The organism is Pseudomonas lini (genome assembly GCF_030812475.1).
Taxonomy (GTDB): domain Bacteria; phylum Pseudomonadota; class Gammaproteobacteria; order Pseudomonadales; family Pseudomonadaceae; genus Aquipseudomonas; species Aquipseudomonas lini_A.
This window is the reverse complement of the sequence record NZ_JAUSSR010000008.1, coordinates 172366-194151: the sequence shown is the minus strand read 5'-3', so window position 1 is coordinate 194151 and position 21786 is coordinate 172366. Positions and strand designations below refer to the sequence as shown.

The window sequence follows — 21786 nt, the reverse complement described above, 5'->3', positions numbered from 1 at the left end:
CGCCTTCGAGAGAAGCGCGGGGCTTTTTTTGCACGTGGATTTTGGGTACAGACTGAAGAGGCCCGTCGCCTGTCAGACCGTCTTCTCTGGCAAACCAGCTCCTTCAGGGGATCTGAGGCGTGCAACGGCCCCCTGTAGGAGCTGGCTTGCCAGCGAAGAGGCCCGCACAAACACCGCAAAAACCCACAGACAAAAAAAAGCCCCGACTCATTAGAGCCAGGGCTTTTTGCTTGATGCGACTACGGCTTAGCCGTTGAACACATCATCCACGCTTTTGAGCGGGTAGTTCTTCGGATACGGCAGGGTCGCCACACCGGTCTCGATCGCAGCCTTGGCCACGGCATCGGAGATCAGGGTGATCAGGCGGGCATCCATTGGTTTCGGGATGATGTACTCACGACCGAATTCCAGCTTGATACCGCCGTAGGCGTCGCATACTTCCTGAGGCACTGGCAGTTTGGCCAGTTCACGCAGGGCGTTGGCGGCAGCCACTTTCATTTCTTCGTTGATGCGCTTGGCGCGAACGTCCAGGGCACCACGGAAGATGAACGGGAAGCCCAGTACGTTGTTGACCTGGTTCGGGTAGTCCGAACGGCCGGTGGCCATGATCACGTCGTCACGGGTGGCATGGGCCAGCTCCGGGGAGATTTCCGGATCCGGGTTCGAGCACGCGAACACGATCGGGTTGGCCGCCATGGATTTCAGGCCTTCAGCGCTCAGCAGGTTCGGGCCGGACAGGCCAACGAACACGTCCGCGCCTTCCAGCGCGTCTGCCAGGGAGCGCTTCTCGGTCGCGTGAGCGAACACAGCCTTGTACTGGTTCAGGTCGTCACGGCCGGAGTGGATCACGCCGGTGCGGTCAACCATGTAGATGTTTTCGATGTTGGCACCCATGCTCACCAGCAACTTCATGCAGGAGATGGCGGCAGCACCGGCGCCCAGGCAGACGATCTTGGCGTCAGCCAGGGTTTTGCCAGCGATTTCCAGGGCGTTGATCATGCCGGCCGCGGTAACGATCGCGGTGCCGTGCTGGTCATCGTGGAACACCGGAATGTCGCACTGCTCGATCAGGGCGCGTTCGATCTCAAAGCACTCAGGGGCCTTGATGTCTTCCAGGTTGATGCCACCGAAGGTGATGGAGATGCGCTTGACCGTGTCGATGAAGGCTTGCGGGCTTTCGGAGTCGACTTCGATGTCGAACACGTCGATACCGGCGAAGCGCTTGAACAGTACACCCTTGCCTTCCATGACCGGCTTGGAAGCCAATGGGCCGAGGTTACCCAGGCCGAGAATCGCGGTGCCATCGGAAATCACTGCAACCAGGTTGCCTTTGCCGGTGTACTTGTAGGCCAGCTCAGGATCGCGAGCGATTTCGCGAACTGGTTCGGCTACGCCGGGGCTGTAGGCCAGCGACAGGTCGCGGGCGGTAGCGGTGGCCTTGGTGAGCTCGACACTCAGCTTCCCTGGACGAGGATGGGCGTGATATTCGAGAGCGGCAGTTTTCAGATCAGACATGTGGGCATTCCGCTTTTTTACTGTTGGACAGACGGACCGCCGAGGATACGCGTGTCGCAAAGTCCCTACAAGACTGACTGGTCACCCCTGTCAAGCGGCCTTCCCTAAGACTTTGGGCCAAGAGCCACGGAACACAAGGGATAGACTGTTCACAATCGTCGCAAAAAATGTCTACAATTTTTCTTCAGGTCGGTGCTTGCAACATCGCCCGCCGGGTCAAGGGCACTAACCAACGTACCGGCTCGTTTTTCAGACCACCACCGTGCGACCAACGCCAAGCCACCGCGGACCGGCAAAAAGCCTGGGCAGCACACCGCCAAAACGCAGACACAAAAAAGGCGCCCGCAAGGGACGCCTTTTTTATCAGCAAGGTAAAACCCGTGGGGCTTTGTAACCTTACTCTGCAGCAGCAGGAGCTTTCTTGCCGAAAGCACCGAAACGGTCTGCGAAGCGCTGTACACGGCCGCCAGTATCCAGAGTCTTCTGCTTACCGGTGTAGAACGGGTGGCACTCGTTGCATACGTCGATCGCCAGAGGCTTGGCCAGGTTCGAACGAGTTTCGAACTTGTTGCCACAGCTGCAGGTAACTGCGGTGATTTCGTATGTTGGATGGATATCGGCTTTCATGGTGAATTCCTCAGGCTAGCGTGCCGCCACTCAACACCATTGTTGAATACCGCACGTAATTAGGCCGCGGATTCTACCAGAGGTTTGAAATCACGCAAGCTGTCCCTTACACCGACCGTCTGCTAGGCTCCCGACCCAAAGCACATTGCTCTGTAGGAGCGAGCTTGCTCGCGAAAAAGGTACAACCAACGCCACTCAGCGGCTGGAATACCTTCGCGAGCAAGCCCGCTCCCACAGGGATTGTGCTCAGCCTTTCTTACTGCCCGCCCAAAGAGATCCCCCCGCGTGCCCGACGCCATACTGCGCCTAGCCCTGCCCTCGCCACTGCGCCGCCTGTTCGATTACCGGGCCCCGGCCGGCGTCCTGCGCGCCCAGTTGCATCCGGGAATGCGCCTGCGGGTGCCGTTCGGACGACGGGAGATGATCGGGATCCTGGTGGAGGTCACCGACACCAGCGAAGTCCCGGCGGAAAAACTCAAGCCGGCGCTGGCCCTGCTCGACGCCACGCCGCCATTGCCGCCAGCGCTGTTCAAGCTGTGCCTGTGGACCTCGCAATATTACCAACACAGCCTCGGCGATACCTTGAGCTGGGCGCTACCGGTGTTGTTGCGCCAGGGCGAGCTGGCCGAAGCGCGTCAGGAGCGCTTCTGGTCTGCTGCGCCGGGCGCCAGCCTCGATGACCCGCGCATCGCCCGTGCTCCGCGTCAGCGTGAGGCCCTGGCGACCCTGGCCCAGCACCCCCACGGCGTCGCCCATCAGTTGCTGAGCAAACTGATGCTGAGCAAGGACAGCCTCGACCTGTTGCTGGCCAAAGACCTGGTGCAGGTGGACATCCGCCGGCACGCCCCTGGCGCGCGCCACGAACACTGGCTGGCGCAACCTGAGTTGCCGCTCAATCCCGAGCAGCGCGCGGCTTATGAAGCGATTCGCGCCGGTTTCGACAGTTATCACGCGTTTCTGCTGGCCGGGGTCACCGGCAGCGGCAAGACCGAAGTGTATCTGCAGCTTATTCGCGAAACACTCGAAGCGGGCAAGCAAGCACTGGTGCTGATCCCCGAGATCAACCTCGGCCCGCAGACCCTGGCGCGTTTCGAGCAGCGCTTCAACGCACGCATCGCGCTGATCCACTCGGCAGTCAATGATCGTGAGCGCCTGGAAGCCTGGCTTGCCGCGCGGGACGGCGAGGCCGATATCATCATCGGCACCCGCTCGGCACTGTTCACCCCGATGAAGAACCCCGGCCTGATCATCATCGATGAAGAGCACGACGGTTCCTATAAGCAGCAGGAGGGCCTGCGCTATCACGCTCGCGACCTGGCCTTGGTACGTGCACGGCAGGAAAACATTCCGATTGTCCTGGGCTCCGCCACGCCGTCCCTGGAGAGCCTGCACAACGCCTACACCGGCCGGTACGGACTCCTGCGCCTGAATGAGCGCGCCGGTGGCGCCAGGCAACCGCGTTTCCTGCGTCTTGACGTAAAGAGTCGCCCGCTGGACAGCGGCATTTCCGGGCCGATGCAACAGGCCATCGGCCAGACGCTGGCGGCGGGCCAGCAGGTGCTGGTTTTTCTCAACCGGCGCGGTTTTGCGCCGACGCTGCTGTGTCACGACTGCGGCTGGATGTCCGAGTGCCAACGCTGTGATGCACGAATGACAGTGCACCAGCGCTCCGGCGAGCTGCGTTGCCACCATTGCGGGTACGTCGAACGCGTACCCCGGCATTGCCCCAAGTGCGGCAAGGTCGACCTGCGCCCTGTAGGTGCCGGCACCGAGCGCGCCGAGGAACGACTGGGGATTTTGTTCCCCGACGTCCCGGTGCTGCGGGTCGACCGCGACAGCACTTCCCGCAAGGACGCGATGAACCAGCTGTTCGCCACCATCCAGAAAGGCCATCCCTGCATCCTGGTGGGCACGCAGATGCTTGCCAAAGGGCACCACTTCCCCCGGGTGACCCTGGTGTCGATACTTGATGCCGATGGCGGGCTGTTCTCCGGCGACTTCCGCGCCAGCGAACGCATGGCGCAGTTGATCGTCCAGGTTGCAGGCCGGGCGGGCCGGGCTGAAGAGCCGGGCAAGGTGATTATTCAAACCCACCTTGCAGATCATCCGCTGCTGGTGCAATTGACCGAACAGGGCTATTTCGCGTTTGCAGAGCAGGCCTTGAGCGAACGTCGCGCGGCGGGGCTGCCGCCCTTTGCACATCTGGCGCTGCTGCGAGCCGAAGCGCACAAACCCGGGCAGGCCGAAGGTTTTCTCGACGAGGCGTGCAGCGAAGCCGAGCGTTTGCTGGCTGAGCAGAACCTGAGCGGGATTGAGCTGCTGGGGCCGGTGCCGGCGCCGATGGAACGGCGCGCCGGACGTTATCGCGCGCAATTGTTGTTGCAGGCGACGGCGCGGGCGCCGCTGCACCGACTGTTAAGCAGCTGGCTGTTGGTTTTGGAGCAGATGCCGAGTGGGCGGGCGGTGCGGTGGTCTTTGGATGTGGATCCGGTGGATTTGTATTGACTGGAAGATCGTCTTCGCTGGCAAGCCAGCTCCTACAGGGATTTGTGGTGGGCACATAATATGTGAGCAACCGAGATCGTTGTAGGAGCTGGCTTGCCGGCGAAAGCGGCCGAATAGTCACCATATATCCACATCCTGCCCGCTATAGTTGGCAAGCCCGCCTTCGCCACGGATAATGCCCAGTTTTTCCACCAGCGCATCGAAGCGCCGCCGCGCTTGCGGTCGAAAGAGAAGACCATGAAAGACACCATTCGCCAGCTGATCCAACAAGCCATCACCCAACTCGTCAACGAAGGTGTGTTGCCTGAAGGCCTGTCGCCGGCGATACAGGTGGAAAACTCCCGCGACAAGACTCACGGCGATTTCGCCAGCAACATCGCGATGATGCTGGCCAAGCCGGCCGGCATGAAGCCGCGCGACCTGGCAGAGAAAATCATCGCCGCGCTGCCGGCTGACGAAAACGTCTCCAAAGCCGAAATCGCCGGCCCGGGCTTTCTCAATTTCTTCCAGAACACCCAAGCCCTGGCCACTCGCCTGGATGCCGCCCTGGCCGATGACAAGATCGGCGTGCGCAAGGCGGGTCCCGTCCAGCGCACCGTGGTCGACCTGTCGGCGCCGAACCTGGCCAAAGAGATGCACGTCGGCCACTTGCGCTCGACCATCATTGGCGACGGCGTGGCCCGCGTACTCGAATTCCTCGGCGACGAAGTGATCCGTCAGAACCACGTCGGCGACTGGGGTACCCAGTTCGGCATGCTGATGGCCTACCTGCAGGAAAACCCGATCACCAGCGACGAGCTGTCGGACCTGGAAAATTTCTACCGCGCGGCCAAGCAACGCTTCGATGAATCCGAAGAGTTTGCCGATCGCGCCCGTGGCCTGGTGGTCAAGCTGCAAGCCGGCGACCCGGACTGCCTGGCGCTGTGGACCCGGTTCAGAGACATCTCGCTGTCCCACTGCCAGAAAATCTACGAACTGCTGAACGTAAAACTGACCATGGCCGACGTGATGGGCGAAAGCGCCTACAACGACGACCTGATCAACGTGGTCAACGACCTCAAGGCCGCCGGCCTGCTGGTCGAGAGCAACGGCGCCCAGTGCGTGTTCCTCGACGAGTTCAAGAACGCCGACGGTGACCCGCTGCCCGTGATCATCGTCAAGGCCGACGGCGGCTACCTGTATGCCACCACCGACCTGGCGGCGGTACGCTACCGCAGCGGCAAGCTGAACGCTGATCGCGCGCTGTATTTCGTCGACCAGCGTCAGGCCCTGCATTTCCAGCAGGTGTTCGCCGTCGCTCGCAAGGCCGGTTTCGTGACTCATCCGATGGAAATGGAACACATGGGCTTCGGCACCATGAACGGCGCCGATGGCCGTCCGTTCAAGACCCGTGACGGCGGCACCGTGAAACTGATCGACCTGCTGACCGAAGCCCAGGAACGTGCCTATACCCTGGTGAAGGACAAAAACCCGGAGCTGGCCGAAGCCGAGTTGCGCAACATCGCCAAGGTGGTGGGTATCGGCGCCGTGAAGTACGCCGATCTGTCCAAGCATCGCACCAGCGACTACAGCTTCAACTTCGACCTGATGCTGAACTTCGAAGGCAACACCGCGCCGTACCTGCTGTACGCCTACACCCGCGTGGCCGGCGTGTTCCGCAAACTCGGCAAGGATTTCAGCGAAGTCGAGGGCCAGATCGTCCTTGAAGCGCCACACGAACACGAACTGGCAGCGAAACTGGCGCAGTTCGGTGAAGTGTTGAATAACGTGTCTGACAAAGGTACGCCGCACATTCTGTGCACCTACCTGTACGATGTTGCCGGCCTGTTCTCCAGTTTCTACGAGAACTGCCCGATCCTCGGTGCCGATACCCCGGCGCAAATGCAAAGCCGCCTGCGCCTCGCCGCGCTGACCGGTCGCACTCTCAAGCAAGGCCTGGAACTCTTGGGTCTGGAAACTCTGGAGCGTATGTAAGTTGGCCGCCAAGAAAAAACCTGCACCCAAGCGTGGCGCCAGCCGTTACCAAGCTCCTGCGAAGCAACCGATCCCGGGTTGGCTGTGGATGGCCATCGGCCTGACGGTCGGCGCGTTCATCGTGTTCCTGATGAAGCTGGAACCGGGCAAGGGCAGCGAGAGCGTCAAGCGCGAGAAAGTCGAGCAACAGAAAGCCACCAGGATCGCCGAGGCCAACAAGACCCCGCCGAGCCCGACACAGCCAGCGAAGCCGAAATACGACTTCTATACCTTGCTGCCGGAATCGGAAGTGATCGTGCCGCCGGATGCCGTGCCGGAGAAAACCCTGCCGACGCCGCAAGTGCCGGCCATTGCGACCACGCCGGTGACGCCGGAGCAAGCCGCGAAGATCGACACCGCGCGCGCTCAGGCTGCATTGGCCGGGATTACCCCGCCGCCAGCGCCTCCGGTGTCCAAAGCGGCACCGGTGACCAGATTCTTCCTGCAGGCCGGTTCGTTCCGCAAGGAGGCAGACGCGGACAAGGTTCGGGCGCAGATCATCCTGCTTGGACAGGCGGTGGCGGTTGAATCCGGGACCGTGAAGGATGAAACCTGGTATCGGGTATTGGTCGGACCGTTCAGCAACCGCGAGCAGTTGACCACCGCCCAGAAACAACTGGCCGGCAGCGGTTTCAGCAATTTATTGTTACAACAACGCCAGAGCCGCTGATTTACGTCAGCACCACCGCGTTGTCGTTCTTCGCTGGCAAGCCAGCTCCTACAGGATTTACGCGATTCCCCTGTAGGAGCCGGCTTGCCGGCGAAGGCGCCTGCCCTATCAACACACCCTCCCCCGCCACACACCGCTCGTCCTCTCTCCCTCCCCGCAGTTGAAAAACCCATCACCACCCCCATATGAGTTGGCAGAAGGCATTTTCGCCCCGCTGCGTGGAGACTCTCCCTTGACCACCATCGTTTCAGTTCGCCGCCACGGCAAAGTCGTCATGGGCGGCGACGGCCAGGTTTCCCTCGGTAATACCGTGATGAAAGGCAATGCGAAGAAAGTTCGCCGCCTGTATCACGGCCAGGTGATCGCCGGTTTTGCCGGCGCCACCGCTGACGCCTTCACCCTGTTCGAGCGTTTCGAAGGCCAGCTCGAGAAGCATCAGGGCCACCTGGTTCGCGCCGCCGTCGAACTCGCCAAAGAGTGGCGTACCGATCGTACCCTCAGCCGCCTTGAAGCCATGCTCGCGGTCGCCAACAAAGACGCGTCCCTGATCATCACCGGCAACGGCGACGTGGTCGAACCCGAAGAAGGGCTGATCGCCATGGGTTCCGGGGGTGGTTATGCCCAGGCCGCCGCCAGCGCGCTGTTGAAGAAAACCGATCTGTCCGCCAGGGAAATCGTCGAAACCGCACTCGGCATCGCCGGCGACATCTGTGTATTCACCAACCACACCCAGACCATTGAGGAGCAGGACTGCGCCGAATAAGCCTGTTCAGGCCCTTGTGCCACGGCTCATTCTTGCTTGAGGTCCGCCAAATACTATGTCCATGACTCCCCGTGAAATCGTCCATGAACTCAATCGCCATATCATCGGCCAGGACGATGCCAAGCGCGCCGTCGCCATCGCGTTGCGTAACCGCTGGCGCCGGATGCAGCTGCCTGAAGAGCTGCGCGTTGAAGTAACGCCCAAGAACATTCTGATGATCGGCCCGACCGGCGTAGGTAAAACCGAGATCGCCCGTCGCCTGGCCAAACTGGCCAACGCGCCGTTCATCAAAGTCGAAGCGACCAAGTTCACCGAAGTCGGTTATGTCGGTCGTGACGTTGAATCGATCATTCGGGACCTGGCCGACGCGGCCATCAAACTGCTGCGCGAACAGGAAATGACCAAGGTTCGCCATCGCGCCGAAGATGCCGCCGAAGAGCGCATCCTCGACGCCCTGTTGCCGCCGGCACGCATGGGTTTCAATGAAGACGCCGCGCCGTCGACCGACTCCAATACCCGCCAGCTGTTCCGAAAGCGCCTGCGCGAAGGTCAACTGGACGACAAGGAAATCGAAATCGAAGTCGCCGAAGTGGTTGGCGTGGATATCTCCGCGCCGCCGGGCATGGAAGAAATGACCAACCAGTTGCAGAGCCTCTTCGCCAACATGGGCAAGGGCAAACGCAAGAGCCGCAAGATCAAGGTCAAGGAAGCGCTGAAACTGGTGCGTGACGAAGAAGCCGGTCGCCTGGTCAACGAAGAAGAGTTGAAGGCCAAGGCGCTGGAAGCGGTCGAGCAGCACGGTATCGTGTTCATCGACGAGATCGACAAGGTCGCCAAGCGCGGCAATTCCGGCGGCGTCGACGTGTCCCGTGAAGGCGTGCAGCGCGATTTGCTGCCGCTGATCGAGGGCTGCACCGTCAACACCAAACTGGGCATGGTCAAGACCGACCACATCCTGTTCATCGCCTCCGGCGCGTTCCACCTGAGCAAGCCGAGCGATCTGGTACCGGAGCTGCAAGGCCGTCTGCCGATTCGCGTCGAACTCAAGGCACTGACGCCTGAAGACTTCGAACGTATTCTCAGCGAGCCGCACGCATCGCTCACCGAGCAGTATTGCGCACTGCTGAAAACCGAAGGACTGGTCATCGAGTTCCAGCCGGACGGTATCAAGCGTATTGCCGAGATCGCCTGGCAGGTCAACGAGAAGACCGAGAACATCGGTGCCCGTCGCCTGCACACCCTGCTCGAGCGCCTGCTCGAAGAGGTGTCGTTCAGCGCCGGCGATCTGGCCAGCGCCCACGATGAGAAGGCGATCCTGATCGACGCGGACTACGTCAACAATCATTTGGGTGAATTGGCGCAGAACGAAGACCTGTCCCGTTATATCCTGTAAGAAACTCTTACAGCGGTAGCGGACCTGTGGGAGCGAGCCTGCTCGCGAAAGCGGTATAACAGTCAACGATGATGTTGAATGTGATAACCCTTCGCGAGCAGGCTCGCTCCCACAAGGTTCCGCACAGACGGACATTCGGCCATGACCCAACTCCCCACCGACATCAAACTGCACAAAGCCTCGAAAACCCTGTCGCTGAAATATGCGTCCGGCGAGGAATTTCACCTGCCCGCCGAATTCCTTCGCGTGCACTCTCCCTCCGCCGAGGTCCAGGGCCACGGCAAACCCATCCTGCAATTTGGCAAGATCGGCGTAGGCCTGACCAAGGTCGAACCGGCCGGTCAGTACGCCCTGAAATTGACCTTCGACGACGGCCACGACAGCGGCCTGTTCACCTGGGAGTATCTGTACCAGTTAGGCGTGCGCCAAGAGGATCTCTGGAGCGATTATCTTGCCGAGCTCAAAGCGGCTGGAAAAACCCGCGACCCGAACGAATCCGTCGTCAAGTTGATGCTCTAAGTCGGACCTCTTGCTCTTTAGAGGGCATTTTCTAATTTCATCTGTTTGAATGCTCGGCTTACAGGCCAACGATTGGCCTGCTTGCGAAAAAAATTAAACTCGGGTAACCAATGGAACTGGCAAGGTCCCTGCAGTGCTCGCTGAACTGAAAAGCAGCGATCAGAATTAACGGTCACCCGAGCAGTAGTACCTGGCGTTGGCTGTGAGACTGCGCAGCCGGCGCGGGTATTCGTCGGGACAATGGAGCGTCGTAGATGAGTAACAAGAATAACGATGACTTGAAGTATCAGGCCTCGGAAAATACCTTGGGGCTGAATCCTGTCGTTGGGTTGCGTGGCAAGGATCTACTGGCGTCTGCCCGGATGGTGCTCAGGCAAGCCATCAAGCAACCGATTCACAGTGCCAGGCATGTCGCCCATTTCGGTCGTGAACTCACGCACGTGCTGCTCGGCAAGTCCGGGTTGCAACCGGCAAGCGATGACCGTCGCTTCGCGGATCCGGCCTGGAGCCAGAACCCGCTCTACAAACGTTATCTGCAAACCTACCTGGCGTGGCGCAAGGAACTCCACGACTGGATCGAGCACAGCAATCTGTCGCCCAACGATGCCAGTCGCGGGCATTTCGTGATCAACCTCATGACCGAAGCCATGGCGCCGACCAACAGCGCGGCCAACCCGGCGGCGGTCAAACGCTTCTTCGAAACCGGCGGCAAAAGCCTGCTCGACGGCCTCTCGCATCTGGCCAAGGATCTGGTGCACAACGGCGGCATGCCGAGCCAGGTCAACATGGGCGCCTTTGAAGTCGGCAAAAGCCTGGGCGTGACCGAAGGCGCAGTCGTTTTCCGCAATGACGTGCTGGAGCTGATCCAGTACCGGCCGACCACCGAGCAGGTGTACGAACGTCCCTTGCTGGTGGTACCGCCGCAGATCAACAAGTTCTATGTGTTCGACCTGAGTCCGGACAAGAGCCTGGCGCGCTTTTGCCTGCGCAGTAACGTGCAGACCTTTATCGTCAGCTGGCGCAACCCGACCAAGGAGCAGCGCGAGTGGGGGCTGTCGACCTACATCGAGGCGCTCAAGGAAGCGGTCGACGTGGTCACCGCGATCACTGGCAGCAAAGACGTGAACATGCTCGGCGCCTGTTCCGGGGGCATCACCTGCACCGCGCTGGTGGGCCACTATGCGGCGCTCGGCGAGAACAAGGTCAATGCTCTCACCCTGCTAGTCAGCGTGCTGGATACCACGCTGGACAGCGACGTGGCGCTGTTCGTCAACGAACAAACCCTCGAATCCGCCAAGCGCCACTCTTATCAGGCAGGGGTGCTGGAAGGCCGCGACATGGCGAAAGTCTTCGCCTGGATGCGCCCCAATGACCTGATCTGGAACTACTGGGTCAATAACTACCTGTTGGGCAACGAGCCCCCGGTATTCGACATTCTGTTCTGGAACAACGACACCACACGGTTGCCTGCGGCATTCCACGGTGACCTGATCGAATTGTTCAAAACCAACCCGTTGATCCGCGCCGATGCACTGGAAGTGTGCGGTACGCCGATCGATCTGAAGCAGGTCACGGTCGACATTTATTCCCTGGCCGGGACCAACGACCACATCACACCGTGGAAGTCCTGCTACAAGTCGGCGCAATTGTTCGGCGGCAAGGTGGAATTCGTGCTGTCCAGCAGCGGGCATATCCAGAGCATCCTGAATCCGCCGGGCAATCCGAAATCGCGCTACATGACCAGCGCCGAAATGCCGGTCAAGGCCGAGGACTGGCAGGAAAACTCCACCAAGCACACGGACTCCTGGTGGTTGCACTGGCAGGCCTGGCAGGCCGAGCGTTCGGGCAACCTGAAAAAGGCCCCGGCGAAACTGGGCAACAGGGCGTATCCGGCAGGCGAGGCGGCACCCGGCACTTACGTACACGAGCGGTAACCGATACACCTCGCAACCTGTAGGAGCGAGCTTGCTCGCGAAGGACGTTAACGATAACGCTTAATCCCTGGATAACGCGTTGCCCTCACGTTTTTCGCGAGCAAGCTCGCTCCTGCAAGGGATCGGGAACGAATCAACCCACAGGGCCTGAAGCATGCCGCAACAGTTCATCTTTCGTACCGTCGACCTGGATGGCCAGACCCTCCGCACGGCGGTACGCCCCGGCAAGCCTCACTTGACGCCCTTGCTGATTTTCAACGGCATTGGCGCCAACCTGGAGCTGGTGTTTCCGTTCGTCGCAGCGCTGGACCCGGACCTGGAAGTCATCGCATTCGATGTACCCGGTGTCGGCGGCTCGTCGACACCAAACCGACCGTATCGTTTTCCGGGCCTGGCGAAACTCACGGCGCGGATGCTCGACTATCTCGACTATGGACAAGTCAACGTGATCGGCGTGTCCTGGGGTGGTGCCCTGGCCCAGCAGTTCGCCTACGACTATCCCGAGCGTTGCAAAAAACTCGTTCTGGCGGCTACGGCAGCCGGCGCGGTGATGGTGCCGGGCAAGCCCAAAGTGCTTTGGCTGATGGCCAGCCCACGTCGCTATATCCAGCCGTCTCACGTGATCCGCATTGCGCCGATGATCTACGGCGGTGCGTTCCGGCGCGATCCAACCCTCGCCGCCAGCCACGCCGCCAAGGTGCGCTCCGCGGGCAAGCTCGGTTACTACTGGCAGTTGTTCGCGGGCGTCGGCTGGACCAGCATTCACTGGCTGCACAAAATCAACCAGCCAACCCTGGTACTGGCCGGTGACGACGATCCGCTTATCCCGCTGATCAACATGCGGGTTCTGGCATGGCGGATTCCCAATGCTCAGTTGCACATCATCGATGACGGGCATCTGTTCCTGATTACCCGGGCCGAAGCAGTGGCACCGATCATCATGAAATTCCTCGAGGAGGAACGACAGCGAGCGGTCATGCATCCGCATCCGGCACCATTGGGCGGTTAACCGGCCCCGGTTTTTGTTCACGAGAGGGGTCGGCAGGACGCCGGCCCGCGCAACAACCCGTAACAGCGTCTATGGTGTTCTGGTCCGACGTGTTTGTTTTAGGCCTGAAGACCAAGGAGTGTTGAGTCATGCGCGACAAACCAGCGAGGGAGTTTTCACCGACTCCCGCCGCGTTCATCAACGCACAGAGTGCGATTACCGGCCTGCGTGGTCGGGATCTGTTTTCAACCCTGCGCAGCGTTGCCACCCATGGTTTGCGCAACCCGGTGCACACCGCCCGACACGCCTTGAAACTGGGCGGCCAGTTGGGTCGAGTGCTCTTGGGTGAAACCCTGCACCCGACCAATCCGCATGACAATCGCTTTGCCGACCCCGCATGGAGTCTCAACCCTTTTTATCGCCGCAGCTTGCAGGCTTATCTGAGCTGGCAGAAACAAGTCAAAAACTGGATCGACGAGAGCAACATGAGCCCGGACGATCGTGCCCGCGCTCACTTCGCGTTCGCTTTGCTCAACGACGCCCTGGCGCCATCCAATAGCCTGCTCAATCCGCTGGCGATTAAGGAGATCTTCAACTCCGGCGGCAACAGCCTGGTGCGTGGCATCAGTCATTTGGTCGACGACTTCCTGCACAACGACGGCCTGCCCAGACAGGTCACCAAGCAGGCTTTCGAAGTGGGCAAAACGGTCGCCACCACTGCCGGCTCCGTGGTGTTTCGCAATGAGCTGCTGGAGCTGATCCAGTACAAGTCGATGAGCGAAAAGCAGTATTCCAAACCCTTGCTGGTGGTGCCGCCGCAAATCAACAAGTACTACATTTTCGACCTGAGCCCCCACAACAGCTTCGTCCAGTTTGCGCTGAAGAACGGCCTGCAAACCTTCATGATCAGTTGGCGCAACCCTGATGTGCGCCATCGCGAATGGGGACTGTCGACCTACGTTGAAGCCGTCGAAGAAGCGATGAACGTTTGCCGGGCGATCACCGGCGCCCGGGAGGTCAACCTGATGGGCGCCTGCGCCGGCGGCCTGACGATTGCCGCCCTGCAAGGGCATTTGCAGGCCAAGCGACAACTGCGCAGGGTATCCAGCGCGACGTACCTGGTGAGCCTGCTCGACAGTCAGATGGACTCGCCCGCGACCCTGTTCGCCGATGAGCAGACCCTCGAGGCGGCCAAGCGCCGTTCCTATCAGAAAGGCGTGCTCGACGGTCGAGACATGGCCAAGGTCTTTGCCTGGATGCGCCCCAACGATTTGATCTGGAGTTACTTCGTCAACAACTACCTGTTGGGCAAGGAACCGCCGGCGTTCGACATCCTCTACTGGAACAACGACAGCACCCGCCTGCCAGCAGCCCTCCATGGCGACCTGCTGGACTTCTTCAAGCACAATCCATTGAATCATCCGGGCGGCCTTGAAGTGTGCGGTACTCCGATCGATTTGCAGAAAGTCACGGTCGACAGCTTCAGCGTCGCCGGCATCAACGATCACATCACCCCATGGGACGCGGTGTATCGCTCCACCCTGCTGCTGGGTGGCGAGCGGCGCTTCGTACTCTCCAATAGCGGGCATGTGCAGAGCATTCTCAACCCGCCCTCCAACCCGAAAGCCAACTTCGTCGAAAGTACGAAGCTGAGCAGCGACCCACGGGCCTGGTATTACGACGCCAAGCAGGTCGACGGCAGCTGGTGGACTCAGTGGCTGGGCTGGATTCAGGAGCGCTCGGGCGCACTGAAAGAAACCCGGGTGACGCTTGGAAATCCGAATTATCCACCGATGGAGGCAGCACCCGGCACCTACGTGCGCGTGCGCTGAACCTTAAAACGCTGCAGCCAGCCTTCAATCCTGTAGGAGCGAGCTTGCTCGCGATGGACGTTAACGATAACGCGTGCTGCCTGGTCAACCACGTGCTCCTTTCGTTTCTCGCGAGCAGGCTCGCTCCTACAGGGACAGGCACTGGCAGTGGCATGACTCGATCATTAAGAAGACTGGATGAAAACCCGCGACCGGATCCTCGAATGTGCCCTGCAATTATTCAATGAAAAGGGCGAACCGAACGTCTCCACCATGGAAGTTGCCAATGAAATGGGGATTAGCCCGGGCAATCTTTACTACCACTTCCACGGCAAGGAACCGCTGATACTCGGGTTGTTCGAGCGCTTCCAGGCTGAACTTGCGCCACTGCTCGATCCGCCGTCCGATGTCGAACTGGGCCCCGAAGATTACTGGCTGTTCCTGCACCTGATCGTCGAGCGCCTGGCGCACTACCGCTTTCTGTTCCAGGACCTGTCGAACCTGGCCGGACGCCTGCCGAAGCTGGCTAAGGGCATCCGCAACCTGCTAAACGCGCTCAAGCGCACGCTGGCGTCATTGCTGGCGCAATTAAAGGCCCAGGGGCAGTTGGTCAGCGACACCCAGGCGCTGGGGCAGTTGGTCGAGCAGATCACCATGACACTGCTGTTCTCGCTGGACTATCAGCGGATTCTTGATCGTGAGGGTGAGGTGCGATTGGTGGTGTATCAGATAATGATGTTGGTGGCACCGCATTTGCGGCCGCCGATCAAGGCGGCGACCGAGCAAATGGCGCTCCAATACCTCGAAGAACACGAATAACCCCCCTGTAGGAGCTGGCTTGCCAGCGAAGGCGGCGGGTCAGTCGAAACATTCCTCGCCTGAACGGACGCTTTCGCTGGCAAGCCAGCTCCTACAGGGGATCTGCAGCGGTTATTGCACAAACAAAAACGCCCGACCTTTGCAGGCCGGGCGTTTTCTTGAGTCCCGGAAAAATCAGGACTGACTGGTTGGCGTCGATGGAGCTGGCGCGGCAGTCGAAGTTGCAGCTGGGGTCGGTGCAGCAGCGGAGTTCGATGCGCTGACCGGGGTCGCCGGTTTCGCGGTAGCCTCTGCCGGTTTTGGTGCAGCGGCTTTCGGCGCTGCCGGTTTTTTCACAGCCGGCTTCTTCGCGGCGGCAGGTTTTGCCGCTGGCTTGGTGGCCGGCTTGGCAGCCGCAGTTTTGGCAGCAACCGATTTGGCCGCCGTCTTGGCTGCTGCCGGTTTAGCGGCGGCAGTTTTAGTCGCCGACTTCGCCGCGGATGCGACTTTCGTTGCGGCTTTGGCTACCGGTTTGGCGGCAGCCTTGGCCAGCGGCTTGGCCGTCGATTTTGCCGCAGGTTTGGCTGCCGCGGTTTTCGCCGCAACAGGCGCAACCTTGGCGCCGGTGAGTTTTTCGATTTGCTTGGTCAGGGTATCGACCTTGCTGTGCAGTGCCTTGACCTCATTGCGGCTCGGTACACCCAGGCGCGAAATGGCGCTGTTCAGACGCTTGTCGAAAGCCCCTTCCAGCTCATCCCACTTGCCCATTGCACGATCTTTCACACCGCTGATACGCGACTTGGCCGAAGTAGCGGAATCCTTGGCGGCATCGACTTTCTTATCGACAGCGCTCTTGGTGAGCTTCTCGGCTTTCTCGCCATCTTTAACCAATGCATCGAAGAGCTTGCTGCCGTCAGTGTCGATCTTCGAGTACACGCCCAAACCAGCCAGCCAGATTTTGCGGGAGTAGTCTTCGACTTTCCCAATCCACGAGCTGCCTTCTTTATCGGTGTTCTTTTTACCAGCCATCCCGTTCTCCTTAAGATTTACGCGCGACGCGTTCGAGCAATGCCGTCAGCTCATCGAGCTTGGCAGAGAGTGTCTCCACGTCATGTTTAGACGGAATGCCGATACGATTCAAGGTACTTGCGACACGCGAGTCGAAAGCCCTCTCGACTTTGTCGAGTTGAACTTCGACCTTGTCTTTGAAAGAGCTGACTTCAGTCTTGGCTTCATCGATTTCGGCATTAGCCGCTTCAAGTTTCTCAACAACGGCTTCTTTGCCTTTCTTTTCAACAGCTTGACCGGCCACGATCAACTCTTGAAAATACTCGCTACCTTCCTGGCCGACCCTGGCGTAAGCCCCCAGGCCTGCCAGCCAGATCTTGCGAGCATAGGATTTGACGTCGCTCAGAGCCGTTGTCGAAGCGTCGATTTTTTTCTTCAGAATAACTTTGGCCATGGTGCACCTCACGCGCAGAAGGTTTGAGGAACTGCCCGCGAAAGCGTCGGGCTCAGGCACAAAGTAGTGAGAATAATTAGAAACGGCACCCTAACAACTGACATCAACCCTTGGGTACGCCGCAAAAAATGTGGGAGCGAGCCTGCTCGCGAATAAGGCCTCACATTCAACATTGATGTTGACTGAAAGATTGCTTTCGCGAGCAGGCTCGCTCCCACATTCAATCGCATTTCATAGAAGGTCGCGGATCAGGCCAACGCTTTATCCAGCGCCTTCTCGATTTCCGACTTGATGGTGCCACTCATGGCCGACATCAACAGACCCAGCTCCACATCGACCCTGATCGAATCCTCACCCACATGCACCTCGCCTTTCACACCTGAACGCTTTAGGTTCAGCGTATCGCCGGACCATTGCGGCACCAGGCCATATTGCTCGGACAGCTTCTGCGCCAACTTGTCGGCCTTCTCGCGGGCCGCTTCCTTGCCCAGGCCGTGGGCACGTTCAACACTGATATGGGCCATCGAATGACTCCTGTTTTATGGATACTTTCCTGAAGCATCTTGACCGCTGCTGCGGCAAAACGTCCCGGCGATTGCCCATCTTACCCTCAGCCTTGCCAAGACAAAGCAGGCCACCGGGATTAGAATGTCCCGCATTCTCTTTTGGTGACAGCGATATGACTGATCAGCGCAAAGGCAGCGATGCCGAACCCACCACTCACTTCGGCTTCAAAAACGTTCCGGAAAGCCAGAAAGCGGAAAAAGTCGCCGAGGTATTCCATTCCGTAGCGGCCAAGTACGACCTGATGAACGACCTCCTGTCGGGCGGCATGCACCGTCTGTGGAAGCGTTTCGCGATCGAGCTGTCGGGCGTTCGCACCGGCAACCGTGTGCTGGATATCGCCGGCGGTACCGGTGACCTGACCAGAAAATTCTCGCACCTGGTAGGCCCGACCGGCCAGGTCGTGCTGGCCGACATCAACGAATCCATGCTCAAGGTCGGTCGTGACCGCCTGCTGGATCTGGGTGTGGCCGGCAACGTCGAGTTCGTCCAGGCCGACGCGGAAAAACTGCCGTTCCCGGACAACCATTTCGACTGCGTGACCATTGCTTTCGGCCTGCGCAACGTCACCCACAAGGAAGACGCCCTGCGCTCGATGCTGCGCGTGCTGAAACCGGGTGGTCGTCTGCTGGTGCTGGAATTCTCCAAGCCGACCAATGCGCTGATGTCCAAGGCCTACGACGCCTACTCGTTCGCCTTCATGCCACTGATGGGCAAGTTGATCACCAACGACTCGGAAAGCTATCGCTACCTGGCCGAATCGATCCGCATGCACCCGAATCAGGAAACCCTGAAGTCGATGATGGTCGAGGCCGGCTTCGACCGCGTGACCTATCACAACATGACCGCAGGCATCGTTGCCCTGCACCGCGGCATCAAACCCTGATGTTGCTGGCCGGCCTGCTCGCCAGCGTCGAACTCGGTCTGAACCGGGTGCTGCGGCTCGACAGCACGGCGTTGCCGCGACTGGGGCATTTGAGTGGCAAGGTGATTGCCGTCGACTGCCGCAACCCGGCACTGCAGCTGTTCATCCTGCCCAGTGATGAAGGCCTGATGCTCGCTTCCCACTGGGAAACCGGCGCCGACTGCACCCTGCGTGCTCCCGCTTCGAGCCTGTTGAAACTGGCGATGAGCAAGGACAAGACCTCGGTCCTGCATGGTCCGGAAGTCGAACTCGACGGCGACAGCGGTGTGCTGCTGGAACTGGCGGCGATTCTTCAGGATCTTGAGCTGGACTGGGAGTACGAACTTTCGCGCTGGTTGGGTCCGGTCGCCACGCATCTGCTCGGCGGTCACCTGCGCAGTCGCGCTCGCTGGTATCAGCAAGGGTTCGCCAGCCTGAATCAGAACCTGGGCGAATACCTGGCCGAAGAGTCGCGCACCCTCGTCGGTCAGCGCGAAGCCGAAGCCCGCTTCAGTGAACTGGACCAGATCAAACTCGATCTGGAACGTCTCGAGGCGCGTTTCGAGCGCCTCTCCCGATCCCTCGACCCAAGCGATAACGCATGAAGCTGCTTGCCGTCCGCCGTTTATTGCGCATCCAGCGCGTTGTGATCCGCTACCGCCTCGATGACCTGCTGTTCGCGCTGCCCCTGCCCTGGTTTTTGCTGGCGCTGCGCTACGCCTTGCCGTGGCGCTGGTTCCCGCGCAAGACCCTGGACCTGAGCCGCGGAGCGCGATTGCGTCTGGCGTTGCAGGATCTGGGACCGATTTTCATCAAGTTCGGGCAGATTCTCTCCACTCGCCGCGACCTGCTGCCGGAAGACATCGCCGATGAGCTGATGAAACTGCAGGACCGGGTGCCGCCGTTCGACTCGCAAGTGTCGATCAGGCTGATCGAAGAGCAGCTCGGCAAAAAGATCAGTGAAGTGTTCAGCCGCTTCGACGTCGAACCGCTGGCCTCGGCTTCGGTGGCGCAGGTGCATGCCGCGCAACTGAAAACCGGCGAAGAAGTGGTGGTCAAGGTGATCCGCCCGGGCCTGAAACCGATCATTGCCCAGGACCTGGCGTGGCTGTTCATCCTCGCCCGCGCGGCCGAAAAGCTCTCGGCGGACGCGCGTCTGCTGCACCCGGTGGACGTGGTCCAGGATTACGAAAAAACCATCTACGACGAACTCGACCTGTTGCGCGAGGCGGCCAACGCCAGCCAGTTGAAGCGCAACTTCGACGGCTCGCCGCTGCTGTACGTGCCGCAAGTCTATTGGGACTGGTGCCGGCCGAAAGTGTTGGTGATGGAGCGCATCTACGGGATCCAGGTCACCGATCTGGCCACCTTGGCCGATCAGCGCACCGACATGAAAATGCTCGCCGAGCGCGGTGTGGAGATTTTCTTCACCCAGGTGTTCCGCGACAGCTTCTTCCACGCCGACATGCACCCGGGCAACATCTTCGTCAGTACGGTCAACCCGTGGAGCCCGCAATACATTGCGATCGACTGCGGCATCGTCGGCAGCCTCACCCCGGAAGACCAGGACTACCTGGCGCGCAACCTGTTCGCGTTCTTCAAGCGCGATTATCGTCGCGTGGCGCAATTGCACATCGATTCGGGCTGGGTACCGGCGGAAACCAAACTCAACGAATTCGAAGCGGCGATCCGTACCGTGTGCGAGCCGATCTTCGAAAAACCGTTAAAAGATATTTCCTTCGGCCAGGTACTGATGCGCCTGTTCCAGACCGCTCGACGCTTCAACATGGAAGTGCAGCCGCAGCTGGTGCTGTTGCAGAAAACCCTGTTGAACATCGAAGGCCTGGGCCGTCAGCTATACCCGGACCTGGATCTGTGGAACACCGCCCAGCCGTTCCTCGAACGCTGGATGCGCGAGAGGGTCAGCCCCAAAGCCTTGCTCGGCAACGTGCAGAGCCAGTTCGAACAATTGCCGCACCTGGCGAACATGGCCCGCGACCTGCTCGAACGCATGTCCCAGCCCCACGCCAATGATCCACCACCACCCTGGCATCGACGCAAGGACGACTGGCTCCTGCGCCTGCTCGGTTGTGCGCACCTGGCCGGCGGGACGATACTCGCCGCGGGCGGGCCATTGAACGAAATGGGCCATTGGCCGGCCGGCATCATGGTGGCCGTCGGCTTGTATCTGGTCGTTCGTCGATAGCCAGCGCCACCGCACGCTGGCACACTGTTTCAACGCCTGTGCCCGACTAATGAAGTGTCGGGCCCGCTGTCGGAGTCGATGATGAAAAACTGGCTGGACGAGATCAAATGGGACGCCGATGGCCTGGTGCCGGCGATTGCCCAGGATCACAAGACCGGACGCGTCCTGATGATGGCCTGGATGAACCGGGAAGCGCTGGAACTGACCGCTGCCGAAAATCGCGCCATCTACTGGTCACGTTCCCGTGGCAAGCTGTGGCGCAAGGGCGAAGAGTCCGGCCACGTGCAAACGCTGCATGAAATGCGCCTGGACTGTGATGCCGACGTGATCATCCTGATGGTCGAACAGATCGGCGACATCGCCTGCCATACCGGCCGCCAGAGCTGCTTCTACCGTGTCTTCGAGAACGGCGAATGGAAAACCGTCGATCCGGTCCTGAAAGACCCGCACGCCATCTACAGCACAGGACACACCCATGAGTGATACGTTGACCCGCCTGGCCCAGGTACTGGAAGAGCGCAAAGGCGCCGCCGCCGACAGCTCGTATGTCGCCAGCCTGTACCACAAGGGCTTGAACAAGATCCTGGAAAAAGTCGGCGAAGAATCGGTCGAAACCATCATTGCCGCCAAGGATGCCGCCATCAGCGGCGACTGCAGCGATGTGATCTACGAGACCGCCGATTTATGGTTCCACAGCATGGTCATGCTCGCCCAACTGGGGCAACATCCACAGGCTGTGCTCGATGAACTCGACCGTCGCTTCGGTCTGTCCGGACACGTCGAGAAAGCCTCGCGCCCGTCCGCCTGAACAACTATTTGAGAGGAGCAGCATCATGGGCATTTTTGACTGGAAACACTGGGTCGTCATCCTGGTTGTCGTGGTGCTGGTGTTCGGCACCAAAAAGCTGAAAAACCTCGGCACCGACGTGGGCGAGTCGATCAAGGGCTTTCGCAAGGCCATGAACGATGACGAAAAGCCGGCTGACCCGACGGTGACCCCGCAACAACCGGTTCCGCCTGCTCAACCTCAGACCACACAGTCCGTGAACCCGCCGCACACCATCGACGTGCAGGCGCAAAAAGTCGAAGAGCCGATTCGCAAAGACGTGTGAGC

At 60.1% G+C, this 21786-nt stretch carries 21 protein-coding genes; 16 read left to right on the top strand and 5 right to left on the bottom strand.

Annotated elements, in window-relative coordinates; translation table 11 throughout:
• Positions 1–246: 246 nt before the first annotated feature.
• Both J2W17_RS17085 and rpmE read right to left on the bottom strand, forming a co-directional pair.
• Positions 247–1515: a malic enzyme-like NAD(P)-binding protein gene (locus tag J2W17_RS17085; RefSeq protein WP_064675503.1), complete on the bottom strand. Its 1269-nt coding sequence runs from the start codon at positions 1513–1515 to the stop codon at positions 247–249.
• A 396-nt stretch (positions 1516–1911) separates the two neighbouring features.
• Positions 1912–2142, bottom strand: a complete 231-nt coding sequence (rpmE, locus tag J2W17_RS17080; RefSeq protein WP_007899231.1) for a 50S ribosomal protein L31 — start codon at positions 2140–2142, stop codon at positions 1912–1914.
• Between the two features lie 285 nt (positions 2143–2427).
• Here rpmE and J2W17_RS17075 point away from each other — a divergent pair, with 285 nt between their 5' ends.
• The 10 genes from J2W17_RS17075 (at position 2428) to J2W17_RS17030 (ending at position 15557) form a co-directional block, all read left to right on the top strand.
• The gene (locus J2W17_RS17075) at positions 2428–4647 is read left to right on the top strand and encodes a primosomal protein N' (protein WP_307336354.1); all 2220 of its coding nucleotides are present in this window, start codon (positions 2428–2430) and stop codon (positions 4645–4647) included.
• A 237-nt stretch (positions 4648–4884) separates the two neighbouring features.
• Entirely contained in the window at positions 4885–6621 is a 1737-nt protein-coding gene (gene argS / locus J2W17_RS17070) for an arginine--tRNA ligase (protein ID WP_307336351.1), read from the top strand.
• 1 nt (position 6622) lies between these two features.
• Complete coding sequence (locus tag J2W17_RS17065) at positions 6623–7330, top strand: SPOR domain-containing protein (protein WP_307336348.1); 708 nt, start codon at positions 6623–6625, stop codon at positions 7328–7330.
• A 232-nt stretch (positions 7331–7562) separates the two neighbouring features.
• The gene (gene hslV, locus J2W17_RS17060; RefSeq protein ID WP_007948954.1) at positions 7563–8093 is read left to right on the top strand and encodes an ATP-dependent protease subunit HslV; all 531 of its coding nucleotides are present in this window, start codon (positions 7563–7565) and stop codon (positions 8091–8093) included.
• A 55-nt stretch (positions 8094–8148) separates the two neighbouring features.
• Positions 8149–9486 carry an ATP-dependent protease ATPase subunit HslU gene (gene hslU, locus J2W17_RS17055; RefSeq protein ID WP_154853144.1) on the top strand — a complete coding sequence of 446 codons (1338 nt, stop codon included), beginning with the start codon at positions 8149–8151 and terminating at the stop codon, positions 9484–9486.
• 141 nt (positions 9487–9627) lie between these two features.
• On the top strand, positions 9628–10005 hold the full coding sequence (locus J2W17_RS17050) for a DUF971 domain-containing protein (RefSeq protein WP_307336340.1): 378 nt from the start codon (positions 9628–9630) through the stop codon (positions 10003–10005).
• Between the two features lie 254 nt (positions 10006–10259).
• Entirely contained in the window at positions 10260–11939 is a 1680-nt protein-coding gene (gene phaC / locus J2W17_RS17045; RefSeq protein WP_307336337.1) for a class II poly(R)-hydroxyalkanoic acid synthase, read from the top strand.
• A gap of 154 nt (positions 11940–12093) precedes the next feature.
• The gene (phaZ, locus tag J2W17_RS17040) at positions 12094–12948 is read left to right on the top strand and encodes a poly(3-hydroxyalkanoate) depolymerase (RefSeq protein ID WP_307336334.1); all 855 of its coding nucleotides are present in this window, start codon (positions 12094–12096) and stop codon (positions 12946–12948) included.
• A gap of 128 nt (positions 12949–13076) precedes the next feature.
• On the top strand, positions 13077–14759 hold the full coding sequence (gene phaC / locus J2W17_RS17035; protein ID WP_307336330.1) for a class II poly(R)-hydroxyalkanoic acid synthase: 1683 nt from the start codon (positions 13077–13079) through the stop codon (positions 14757–14759).
• A gap of 177 nt (positions 14760–14936) precedes the next feature.
• A complete protein-coding gene (locus J2W17_RS17030) occupies positions 14937–15557 on the top strand; it encodes a TetR/AcrR family transcriptional regulator (protein ID WP_307336328.1) in 621 nt (206 codons plus the stop codon).
• Positions 15558–15731: 174 nt separating this feature from the next.
• Here the strand turns inward: J2W17_RS17030 and J2W17_RS17025 are convergent, their stop codons facing one another.
• The 3 genes from J2W17_RS17025 to J2W17_RS17015 all read right to left on the bottom strand — a co-directional run bounded on the left by J2W17_RS17025 (position 15732) and on the right by J2W17_RS17015 (position 17522).
• Complete coding sequence (locus J2W17_RS17025) at positions 15732–16565, bottom strand: phasin family protein (RefSeq protein WP_307336326.1); 834 nt, start codon at positions 16563–16565, stop codon at positions 15732–15734.
• A gap of 10 nt (positions 16566–16575) precedes the next feature.
• Positions 16576–16998 (bottom strand): phasin family protein, encoded by a 423-nt coding sequence (locus J2W17_RS17020; protein ID WP_307336323.1) that lies wholly within the window; start codon positions 16996–16998, stop codon positions 16576–16578.
• 248 nt (positions 16999–17246) lie between these two features.
• Positions 17247–17522 carry a polyhydroxyalkanoic acid system family protein gene (locus J2W17_RS17015; protein ID WP_307336320.1) on the bottom strand — a complete coding sequence of 92 codons (276 nt, stop codon included), beginning with the start codon at positions 17520–17522 and terminating at the stop codon, positions 17247–17249.
• A 155-nt stretch (positions 17523–17677) separates the two neighbouring features.
• Between J2W17_RS17015 and ubiE the strand changes: the two genes are divergently transcribed.
• The 6 genes from ubiE to J2W17_RS16985 all read left to right on the top strand — a co-directional run bounded on the left by ubiE (position 17678) and on the right by J2W17_RS16985 (position 21784).
• Positions 17678–18448, top strand: a complete 771-nt coding sequence (gene ubiE, locus J2W17_RS17010) for a bifunctional demethylmenaquinone methyltransferase/2-methoxy-6-polyprenyl-1,4-benzoquinol methylase UbiE (RefSeq protein ID WP_007989286.1) — start codon at positions 17678–17680, stop codon at positions 18446–18448.
• On the top strand, positions 18448–19071 hold the full coding sequence (locus tag J2W17_RS17005) for a ubiquinone biosynthesis accessory factor UbiJ (RefSeq protein ID WP_307336317.1): 624 nt from the start codon (positions 18448–18450) through the stop codon (positions 19069–19071). Before ubiE ends, J2W17_RS17005 begins: the two co-directional genes overlap by 1 nt.
• Positions 19068–20672 (top strand): ubiquinone biosynthesis regulatory protein kinase UbiB, encoded by a 1605-nt coding sequence (gene ubiB / locus J2W17_RS17000; RefSeq protein ID WP_307336314.1) that lies wholly within the window; start codon positions 19068–19070, stop codon positions 20670–20672. Before J2W17_RS17005 ends, ubiB begins: the two co-directional genes overlap by 4 nt.
• A gap of 81 nt (positions 20673–20753) precedes the next feature.
• A complete protein-coding gene (gene hisI / locus J2W17_RS16995) occupies positions 20754–21155 on the top strand; it encodes a phosphoribosyl-AMP cyclohydrolase (protein ID WP_307336311.1) in 402 nt (133 codons plus the stop codon).
• Entirely contained in the window at positions 21148–21480 is a 333-nt protein-coding gene (locus J2W17_RS16990) for a phosphoribosyl-ATP diphosphatase (RefSeq protein WP_003220849.1), read from the top strand. The genes hisI and J2W17_RS16990 overlap by 8 nt, the downstream gene beginning before the upstream one ends.
• 25 nt (positions 21481–21505) lie before the next feature.
• Positions 21506–21784, top strand: a complete 279-nt coding sequence (locus tag J2W17_RS16985) for a twin-arginine translocase TatA/TatE family subunit (protein WP_064675486.1) — start codon at positions 21506–21508, stop codon at positions 21782–21784.
• Positions 21785–21786: the final 2 nt, after the last annotated feature.

Excerpts from the sequence above, each read along its gene's own strand:
- J2W17_RS17030 (WP_307336328.1), top strand. The coding sequence starts at position 14,937 with ATGAAAACCCGCGACCGGATCCTCGAATGTGCCCTGCAATTATTCAAT.
- J2W17_RS17025 (WP_307336326.1), bottom strand. The coding sequence starts at position 16,565 with ATGGCTGGTAAAAAGAACACCGATAAAGAAGGCAGCTCGTGGATTGGG.
- hslU (WP_154853144.1), top strand. The coding sequence starts at position 8,149 with ATGTCCATGACTCCCCGTGAAATCGTCCATGAACTCAATCGCCATATC.
- argS (WP_307336351.1), top strand. The coding sequence starts at position 4,885 with ATGAAAGACACCATTCGCCAGCTGATCCAACAAGCCATCACCCAACTC.
- J2W17_RS17085 (WP_064675503.1), bottom strand. The coding sequence starts at position 1,515 with ATGTCTGATCTGAAAACTGCCGCTCTCGAATATCACGCCCATCCTCGT.
- phaC (WP_307336330.1), top strand. The coding sequence starts at position 13,077 with ATGCGCGACAAACCAGCGAGGGAGTTTTCACCGACTCCCGCCGCGTTC.
- J2W17_RS16985 (WP_064675486.1), top strand. The coding sequence starts at position 21,506 with ATGGGCATTTTTGACTGGAAACACTGGGTCGTCATCCTGGTTGTCGTG.
- J2W17_RS17005 (WP_307336317.1), top strand. The coding sequence starts at position 18,448 with ATGTTGCTGGCCGGCCTGCTCGCCAGCGTCGAACTCGGTCTGAACCGG.
- ubiE (WP_007989286.1), top strand. The coding sequence starts at position 17,678 with ATGACTGATCAGCGCAAAGGCAGCGATGCCGAACCCACCACTCACTTC.
- J2W17_RS17020 (WP_307336323.1), bottom strand. The coding sequence starts at position 16,998 with ATGGCCAAAGTTATTCTGAAGAAAAAAATCGACGCTTCGACAACGGCT.
- J2W17_RS16990 (WP_003220849.1), top strand. The coding sequence starts at position 21,148 with ATGAGTGATACGTTGACCCGCCTGGCCCAGGTACTGGAAGAGCGCAAA.
- rpmE (WP_007899231.1), bottom strand. The coding sequence starts at position 2,142 with ATGAAAGCCGATATCCATCCAACATACGAAATCACCGCAGTTACCTGC.
- hisI (WP_307336311.1), top strand. The coding sequence starts at position 20,754 with ATGAAAAACTGGCTGGACGAGATCAAATGGGACGCCGATGGCCTGGTG.
- ubiB (WP_307336314.1), top strand. The coding sequence starts at position 19,068 with ATGAAGCTGCTTGCCGTCCGCCGTTTATTGCGCATCCAGCGCGTTGTG.
- J2W17_RS17050 (WP_307336340.1), top strand. The coding sequence starts at position 9,628 with ATGACCCAACTCCCCACCGACATCAAACTGCACAAAGCCTCGAAAACC.
- J2W17_RS17015 (WP_307336320.1), bottom strand. The coding sequence starts at position 17,522 with ATGGCCCATATCAGTGTTGAACGTGCCCACGGCCTGGGCAAGGAAGCG.
- phaC (WP_307336337.1), top strand. The coding sequence starts at position 10,260 with ATGAGTAACAAGAATAACGATGACTTGAAGTATCAGGCCTCGGAAAAT.
- phaZ (WP_307336334.1), top strand. The coding sequence starts at position 12,094 with ATGCCGCAACAGTTCATCTTTCGTACCGTCGACCTGGATGGCCAGACC.